General features: G+C 66.4%; 7 protein-coding genes. 3 read left to right on the top strand and 4 right to left on the bottom strand.

The features are described from left to right. Positions 1–320: 320 nt before the first annotated feature. Together AB0M45_RS33600 and AB0M45_RS33595 are read left to right on the top strand one after the other, a co-directional pair. Positions 321–908 carry an ABC transporter ATP-binding protein gene (locus AB0M45_RS33600; protein WP_364337491.1) on the top strand — a complete coding sequence of 196 codons (588 nt, stop codon included), beginning with the start codon at positions 321–323 and terminating at the stop codon, positions 906–908. 14 nt (positions 909–922) lie between these two features. Then, positions 923–1,741: a hypothetical protein gene (locus tag AB0M45_RS33595; protein ID WP_364337489.1), complete on the top strand. Its 819-nt coding sequence runs from the start codon at positions 923–925 to the stop codon at positions 1,739–1,741. Positions 1,742–1,806: 65 nt separating this feature from the next. Here the strand turns inward: AB0M45_RS33595 and AB0M45_RS33590 are convergent, their stop codons facing one another. Continuing rightward, positions 1,807–3,816, bottom strand: coding sequence for a polyprenyl synthetase family protein (locus AB0M45_RS33590; RefSeq protein WP_364337487.1), 2,010 nt, complete (start codon positions 3,814–3,816; stop codon positions 1,807–1,809). Between the two features lie 632 nt (positions 3,817–4,448). After that, the gene (locus tag AB0M45_RS33585) at positions 4,449–5,312 is read right to left on the bottom strand and encodes an SDR family NAD(P)-dependent oxidoreductase (protein ID WP_364337485.1); all 864 of its coding nucleotides are present in this window, start codon (positions 5,310–5,312) and stop codon (positions 4,449–4,451) included. A gap of 101 nt (positions 5,313–5,413) precedes the next feature. Here AB0M45_RS33585 and AB0M45_RS33580 point away from each other — a divergent pair, with 101 nt between their 5' ends. Continuing rightward, on the top strand, positions 5,414–5,995 hold the full coding sequence (locus tag AB0M45_RS33580) for a CGNR zinc finger domain-containing protein (RefSeq protein WP_364337483.1): 582 nt from the start codon (positions 5,414–5,416) through the stop codon (positions 5,993–5,995). Positions 5,996–6,595: 600 nt separating this feature from the next. Here AB0M45_RS33580 and AB0M45_RS33575 read toward each other — a convergent pair. Next, a complete protein-coding gene (locus AB0M45_RS33575; protein WP_364337481.1) occupies positions 6,596–6,892 on the bottom strand; it encodes a DUF6506 family protein in 297 nt (98 codons plus the stop codon). A gap of 30 nt (positions 6,893–6,922) precedes the next feature. Next, entirely contained in the window at positions 6,923–7,864 is a 942-nt protein-coding gene (locus AB0M45_RS33570; RefSeq protein ID WP_364337479.1) for a LysR family transcriptional regulator, read from the bottom strand. Between the last annotated feature and the right edge of the window lie 147 nt (positions 7,865–8,011).

Below are 8,011 nucleotides of genomic sequence, written 5' to 3'. Positions count from 1 at the left end.
CCCCGGCGCAACCAAAAAAAACACAAAAAAAAACCCCGGGGGGGCCCCCCCCCCGGGGCCCCACCCCTTGAGCACTTCGTCGCTGTCGGATGGGACGGTGACGAGAAGATCGTGTCGGGAACCAAGAATCCATGCCAGCGGATCCCGCCCGCCATGAATCGTGCGCGAACCGGAGCGCTGCCCCGGTCGACCAGTGTGCGCCGACCACTCCCGACGTAGCGCGGGGACCGTGAATTGGCTGTTCTAGCAAACGATTTCGTGGTTTGTTGGTAGCATCCGGGACGGTGACCGGCGCATCAATCGGCAGGTAAGGGGTACTGATGGAAGTGGAGGACGTCCACCACTCTTACGGCAGGCGGTCGGTGCTGCGTGGCGTCGATATCGTGTTGCGGTCGGGGACATTGGTGGGCATCGTCGGTGAGAATGGGGCGGGCAAGTCGACGTTGTTGAAGGTTCTTTCGGGAGAGCTGCGACCGGACCGAGGGGTGGTCCGGCACCGTGGGCGGTTCGGTTACTGCCCGCAGCAGGTGATCTTGAACGAGGCGTTCACGGTTCGTCAGCATTTGGACTTCTTCGCTGCGGCCTATGCGGTTCCGGACTTGCGGCGGGCTGAGGAGACGATGGAGATTCTGCGTTTCTCGGAATACGTCGATGAGCGGGTCGCGACGCTGAGCGGTGGCACGCGGCAGAAGCTCAATCTGACGCTGGCGGTGATGCATGATCCGCAGGTTCTGCTGCTGGATGAGCCGTATCAGGGTTTCGACTGGGAGACGTATCTACGTTTCTGGGATTTGGTCGCGGATTTTCGTGACACCGGCAGGTCGGTTCTGGTCGTGTCGCATTTGGCCTACGACACCGACCGGCTGGATCAGGTGTGGAGGTTGCGCGATGGTTGCCTACAGGGCTGAGGGGAGAAGACCAGATGAGTGAGAATGTGCGGCTGTTCGTGTTCGCCACGCGCTACGGCCTCATCGAGCATGCTCGTAACCGGTTCGCCATGCTGTTGGTGGCTGTCTTCCTACCCATATTGATCACCGTGGTGAGCGTGGCCATCACGGACATCGAGGTGCCGTTCCGACTTCGAGACACCGGTCTGGTTCTGCGCGCCAATGGCAATGAGCTCGCCCAGATCTCCGGCGCCCTGATGGCGGTCTGTCTGATCATCGGGTTCATGATGTTCGCGGCGACTTTCAGCAGCGGAGAATTCGACCGGCGTCTGTCGATGGCGGGGTATCCCCGGGTCGCTCTGGGTTCGGCGAAGATCGCCTGCCTGGTGGTGGCCTCGGTGGTGGTCTGCGTATACGCCACCGCGATCGTCTGCTGCTACTGGTCGCCGCGGCAGCCGGTTCTGCTCGCTGCCGCGCTTTTCGGCGCGGCGATGACCTACGGGGCGTTGGGTGTCGCCCTCGGCGCGCTGTTGCGCCGCGAGGTGGAGGGGATGTTCGCCATCGCGATGATCAGCTGCTTCGACATGGCCGTACAGAACCCCATCGCCAGCGCTGGCGCGGACAGCGATTTCGTGCGATGGCTGCCCTCCTACGGTGCCATGCAGGCTTCGACCGCGGCCGGTTTCTCCGACGCCACGCCATTCGCGGGTTTCGCCGTGCAATTGGCCTGGTTCACCGCCAGCGTCCTCGTCGGACTGGTCGCTTTCCATCGGCGCACCCGCTCCTCTCTTCGACCCACGATGTGGGTGCGCATTCCCGGACCAACGAGGTCCGGACACCCGGCGAAGCACTGAGGGGCGTCCCGCACGACCAGACGGCGGATCGCGCGGGACATACCCTGCTTACCAGCGGCGGGGGATTACGACGCCGTAGGGGCCGGTTCGGCGGCCGGGAGGTAGACCTCGCGACGCAAGCGTTCCAAGTCCGGCGCTGCGGAAGCGGAGGTTTGCGTGTACCGCTCGCTCTCACGCCCCCAGAGCCCCACGCTCGTCATGTTCACGTAGATCTCCGCGTAGTCCTTCCCTCGACCCGGCAGGCCGGGAAGAACGCGCAGCAGCGCGGGAACGTAGTGGATGACCGCCTCTAGCTGAGCGCGCTGCTCGGCCACCTGGCGCTGCACCTGCTCCACAGCTTCGCGGCGGGTGCAGCCGGTTTCGTGACGGACCGCCCGCACCAAGTTATAGGGGACCTGGTCTGCCTCGTCCTGATCCAACCCCACCAGGTCGTTCTCCACGAAAGTCACCCAGAAGGCGAGTTCCTCGAGACGGCGGATCACGGGGTGGGTGCGCAGCTTCGACGGCAGTTCCCGGTCGTGGTACACCTCCATGCAAGCGATGGCGGTTTCGATCCCACTCGTCGACATCCGCAGCGGCAGGTAGTCGGCCGTCGGGGGGATGTAGCCGTTGATGCGATGGTGCGCTTCGCGTTCGGCGGCTTCGAACCACTCCTCGATGCCGCCGAGGAACCGCTCCTGCCAGCGGGCGCTGCGGCCCTCGCGCAAGCGCGGCCACAAACTCGCCCACGCAGTCGGAAGCGCGCCGGTCCGCCACGGTTTCTCCGGGTCCTGGCGCAGCGTAGCCACCAGGCCACGCCGCAACGCGGTCACGGCTTCCGGGTCCCTCAGCTGCGGGTCCTCGAAGAGGTCATCCCAGGCAAGGACCAGCACGGCCATGCCGTAGGCGGTCTGTTCGCGGGCCACGTCCACTGCTGGGACCAAGGTTCGTGCCGGGATCCGGATCGCTCCCATCCACCGGTGGTAGTCCGCCTCGGCCGCAGAGACGGCCAGGCCGGTGTCCACCATCCAGCTCCGCAACCATTGCGCGACCTGCTGTGAAATCCCGTCACCGTCGGCTCGAGGTGGCTGCGCCGACTGCCGGGAAATCGCGGGATCGGAGGTTTGCCGGTCGAGTATGGACCTGGCGTAGGCGGTCATTGCGTGGCCGGCGCGCGGGTCGATCGGCAGGGCGGCGAGCTGACCGGCGGCCCGGTCGATGAATTCATCGGCCAACGACCGCGCTTCGTCCACGGCGCCGCAGGCGTTGACGAGCTCACGGGCATGTGCGGCTTCCTCCTCCGTCATTGCTCTGCGCAGCAGGCGGGCAAGGCCGTGGTCGCGGGCGGCCGCGCGGATCACGGGAAGCGTGTAGATGCCCTCGGGCAGATCCGCGTTGACCGGCTTGCCCATTTCTTCGGCGGTCGAAGTCAAGTCGAGGATGTCGTCGTACAGCTGGTAGGCCAGCCCGAAGTACCGGCCGAACTGCGCGAGCGCCTCCTCGTGATCCTCGTGCCGCCCGGCCTGCATCGCGCCCACCCGGCATGCCAGCGAGAGCACCGCCGCCGTCTTGCCGTCGATCGAGTCCAGGTAGGACTGCTCACCGCGGGAGGCCACGTAGAGGTCGGCAGCCTCCATCACCATGCCCGCGCACATCTGTCCACCCGCGATCGCCCCCGCGAGAACTTCGCGCTGGCCGAGTTCGGCAAGCATGCGCACGCTCGTGAGCATCACGGAGTCCCCACCCAATACGGCCATATGCGAACCCCACACCACGTTGGCACTGGGGCGGCCTCGACGCTCGTAGGCGTGATCGACGACGTCGTCGTGGTACAGCGAACCCAGATGCAGCAACTCCACCGCAGCGGCAGCACGCACCACCCGGTCGTCGGCCGGGGCCGTGGGATCGGTGAGCAGATAGTACGACAATAGGGTCAACGTGGGCCGGACCAGGCGGCGAGACGTACCCGGCCCTTCGTCCGTGAGCGCGGTCAGCTCCGGCCTGCCCTCGAACAGGACGGGTCCGAGAACGTCACGGACGCGGTCGAGGTCCGCCTCCAGATACGGGAAGACAGCAGAATCGATTTCAGACAGCACGCGCAGCTCCTGACCGGTTACATCGAGTCATCTACAACGGTTGACCATGAGATTGGATCACTCCTGACTCGGAAGATGTTGGTGTAGGCCAATTTTGACTATCCGCAACTCGGTGGCACCGGCTTCGTGAGTGCCGTTGGCGGCGAGTGCCTCGCCAGTCGGCGTGGACTGTCCCTGTACCGGCGATCCGCGGGTCTCGCGCCTCAGCCGACCTCGACGAGGTCCGACTTCACCGCATGGACGGAGAAAAGACGTGGTCACCGAGAGCTGGTTGTGCCAGATCAGGCGGCTCCAGCGGAATACCCCGCCGTCCTGCTCGGCGAGGCTGAACTACGGATTCGTTGCGGGAGTATGGACCTCGCGTAGTCCTTCGGGCACTTCGTGCGGAACTCCGATGAGCCGAACTCGGTAACAGTGTCGTCGGACGCCTCGTGCAATTCCGGCGCTGAGCCCACGTCGCCCTACCCGGTGGTGGACTGGACCGACACGAGCCTGTCCACCACCAACGGTGACTGCTGCACGCGCCGACGCGCTGAAAGTTCAGGGTGACCGGGTCCCGCGGCCCGGTCATCCGTTACTTCGCCGACCACATCGGCATCCTGCAACAGCGGCCACAGCCGCTGCGGGGTTGTCTATCCGGTGTGGGCGTGAGCGCTGGGCCCGGCGTCGACCAGGTTGGTGACGGTGGCCCATTCGTCGAGTTCGGCGAGGCGTGCGGTGAGCGCAGTGCGCATACTGTCCGCGCCGGCGACGCCCAGGGCGAGGCGGCGGGGCGGATTGTCGCCGGCCACGGCTGTGCGGATGCCGACGGCCACGCGGTCGACGCCGGAGAACGCCGATGCCGGCAGCACTTGGATCGCCTGCTGCAGGGCGCGCACTGTCTGGTCGTAGTCGGCGTGGGTTGCTGTAGCCGTGTCGAGGTTGGACAGGAAAGGTGTTGCGGTGAGGCCGGGCTGAACGAGAGTCACATGGATCCCGAGTGGCGCCACTTCGGCTGCGAGCGCGTCGGAGAGCCCTTCGACGGCGTACTTGGTGGCTGCGAGCAGGCCGACGCCGGGATCTGCGGTCTGGCCGTAGTAGGACGACCCCTGCAGGATGCGCCCGGACCGCTGGCCCCGCAGCACCGGCAGCGCCGCGCGCAGCACGTTGAGTACGCCGAAGACGTTGGTGTCGAAGATCGCCCGTGCCTGCACGTCGGCTGCTTCCTCGACCGCCCCGAAGAGTCCATAGCCGGCCAGGTTGGCGACGATGTCGATACGGCCGAAGCGAGCCACGCTCTGCTCGACCGCCTTCGCGACGGCTTTCTCGTCGCGCACATCTGCCTCGATCGTGAGCAGTCGGTTGGATTCTCCCAGGTCGCCGAGGGTTTCGGTGCGGCGAGCCACAGCGACCACAGCTTCTCCGGCCGTCAGCGCTTGAACTGCGAGCTCGCGTCCGATGCCCGAGGAGGCGCCGGTGATGAACCAGACCGGTGGGGTGTTTCCTGCGTTTGTCATGTTGTGATCATAACCAGTTAGCTCACAACATTCCACGTAGTTTCAGCGCAATCGTTGTGATCAATCCGGCTTGCCGCTTGTAGTGTGGGTATCGTGGAGGAATGCAGGCGACGCGTGACGCACCGAAGTGGAGCGGCGATGCCGCTGCTCTGGTGTTGCAGTTCGTCAACACCAGAGCCGACGGCACGGGGCGCCTCGAGGTCTTCGGCACGGCTTCGGGATTCGCGGACTGGGCGATCGAGCATGGCCTGCTCGCCGCCGCCATCGTGGTGACCGACTCCGATGCGTTGGCCGCGCGTGAGCTTCGTGACGCACTGGTCACGGTGCTGCTGAACCACGCGGGTGATCCAGATATCGGTGACGCCCGGGTCGCCGAGGCGGAACGGTATCTGCTGCAGGCCGGGGTTCGCTATCCGCTCACAACGGTCGTCACTGCGGAAACGGCACAGCTCCTCGCCGGATCGACCGGTGTCCCCGGTGCTTTGGGTGCCGTTCTCGCCGCGGTGACCGAGACGGCGCAGCGCGGGGACTGGATGCGGATCAAGGCATGCTGCAATCCGCCGTGCCACTTCGGCTTCATCGATCGCACCCGCAACCGGGCGGCACGCTACTGCAGCCCCGGATGCGGATCGCAAGTGTCGATGCGCGCTCTTCGGCAGCGCCGCAAGCAAGCCAGCTCCTGAACAACTCTTTGTGCGAGTGCTCTGGTAGAACGCGAGCCGATCTGGGTGCACCGTGACCGGTCCGGCTGTCGCATAGGAACGGCGCCCGGGCCGGTGCCGCCGCGGACCAGATGGCCGCAGGATCGATCGCCGCCAACCCGACGGGCGATCGATCCGAGAACGCACGACCGGCGATCGGTGGGTAGGCCACCGATCGCCGGTCGTACTCATGGACTTGTCATCGCGAGAGCCAGTTGCGCAGATCGGCGGCGGTGGCGCGACGCTCGTAAGCGGTCCAGGCGAAGCTCGCGGCGAGCACCAGTCGATAGCCAAACCGCTTAGCGTGGCTTTTCGCGGATCTGGGCCGCACTCCTCCGCTACGACGGTCGCCTCGACGCACGTTCAGTAGCACCCGGCTCGTCGCCCAGAACCTACGCGGCGGCCCGGTCGTCATCACCGGATTCGCGGCGGCACGAACTGATCAGGGCGCGACCCGTACGCAATGCTTGCCCCGGTCCGCGCTGGACCGGGGCGAACTTTCAGGAGTCGGAGGGTAGTTTCAGGATTCGTCGAGCATTGGGATTCATGTAGGTCGATCTGGGCACCCCGTCCGGCGCAACGCTAGGCGAATATCGCGTGCACCTGGTCGACGGCTTCGGCACCGTAGGCCACCGCACCCACCGGAACAACCCCGCCGATCGCCTCGATCACCCGCGCCGTCCAAAGCGGACCGAAACCACCACACAGTTCGATCAACTGTACCCCGGACACCACCAACCGGCGGGCCACATCGGGCGCCTGCTCCAGTTTCTCCACACCCACGAAAATCGTTCGGCAATTCGCTGTCTCCACGACGGTCTCGCGACTCGGATCACTGCCGGGCGCGGTGTATACGAAGCCCCATGCGGTAAGTGCCATGTGCGGTCTCCTATTCTGTGCGGCGGCGCCTCATCTCGACGCGGCCCGTCCGGTATCCAGCACAGCGGACGCGGCGGCACGCTGTCCACGAGGCAACTCCGGACGCGTATGCGGCACAAGCGCATACGCCAGGTCATCGGCCCATGCCCGGAAGCGCGCGGCCCGAAAATCACCGGCGTTCCAGGCCAGCGCGTGGCGGATTCGCGGCGCACCCTCCGCGAACGGCAACCAGGCCAGCCCCGCCCCGACGGGCACATCCCAGGCGGGCCGCAGCCCGATCACATCTCCGCCATGCCGTAGTTCGGCCTCGAACAGCACCCGCCGGGGCGCGCCTTCCCGTACCACCGCCGGACGCCAGCCCGCGCGGGTCCAGGCGTCGCGAACCGCGTCGTGATAGCCCGGCGCCGACGCGCGCGCGAACCACAGCAGCGCACTGCCGTCCAGATCCGGCCATCGCACCGAATCCTGTCGGGCCAGACGATGACCGACGGCTGCCACCACACCGAGTTCGGCATCCGCGACCGTCACGCAATCCAGGTCCGGCGAGTCGACCGGCAACAACAGCAACCCCGCGTCCAGCACGCCGCCGCGAAGCCCCGTCACCTGCTGCGCCGTCTGCATATCAGCGATATCGACCGCGTGCGTCCCGGCCACCTGCCACAGCATCGCCACGACATCCGGCGACACCCCCGGCGTCACTGCCAAGCGCAGCGTCCGCCCGCCACGCACCGACTCCTCCGCCCGCCGAGCCTCCGCGACGACCGCACGCGCCCGATCGAACAGCCGTTCACCGGCGGGGGTCGGCGTCATCCCCGCCGATGTCCGCACGAACAGCCGCGTATCGAGATGCCGCTCCAGGGCGATGATCTGCTGACTCAACGAGGTCGGCCGGATCCCCAGCGTCTCCGCGGCGCGCGTCAGATTCCGCTCCTCGGCGACCGCCAGGAAGTACCGCAACTGACGCAACTCCATTCCCCGACGCTAGCCCACCCGCCCGACTCGGTCATTCACCCGTGGATCGGGTAGGTGGCTCTCTAATGCGTTTGTCAAGCAGCGGTGGTGGAGCCGGTGGCGTGGTAGGGCTGGCGGTTGCGGAGTATGGCGTGCAGGACGTTGACG

Origin of the sequence: Nocardia sp. NPDC051787 (assembly GCF_040681325.1) — a bacterium.
Taxonomy (GTDB): Bacteria; Actinomycetota; Actinomycetes; order Mycobacteriales; family Mycobacteriaceae; genus Nocardia.
The sequence above is the reverse complement of the archived record's forward strand: the minus strand, read 5'-3'. Positions and strand labels throughout refer to the sequence as shown.

Coding starts and splice junctions, on each gene's coding strand:
- AB0M45_RS33600 (WP_364337491.1), top strand. CDS start 321: ATGGAAGTGGAGGACGTCCACCACTCTTACGGCAGGCGGTCGGTGCTG.
- AB0M45_RS33595 (WP_364337489.1), top strand. CDS start 923: ATGAGTGAGAATGTGCGGCTGTTCGTGTTCGCCACGCGCTACGGCCTC.
- AB0M45_RS33585 (WP_364337485.1), bottom strand. CDS start 5,312: ATGACAAACGCAGGAAACACCCCACCGGTCTGGTTCATCACCGGCGCC.
- AB0M45_RS33580 (WP_364337483.1), top strand. CDS start 5,414: ATGCAGGCGACGCGTGACGCACCGAAGTGGAGCGGCGATGCCGCTGCT.
- AB0M45_RS33575 (WP_364337481.1), bottom strand. CDS start 6,892: ATGGCACTTACCGCATGGGGCTTCGTATACACCGCGCCCGGCAGTGAT.
- AB0M45_RS33570 (WP_364337479.1), bottom strand. CDS start 7,864: ATGGAGTTGCGTCAGTTGCGGTACTTCCTGGCGGTCGCCGAGGAGCGG.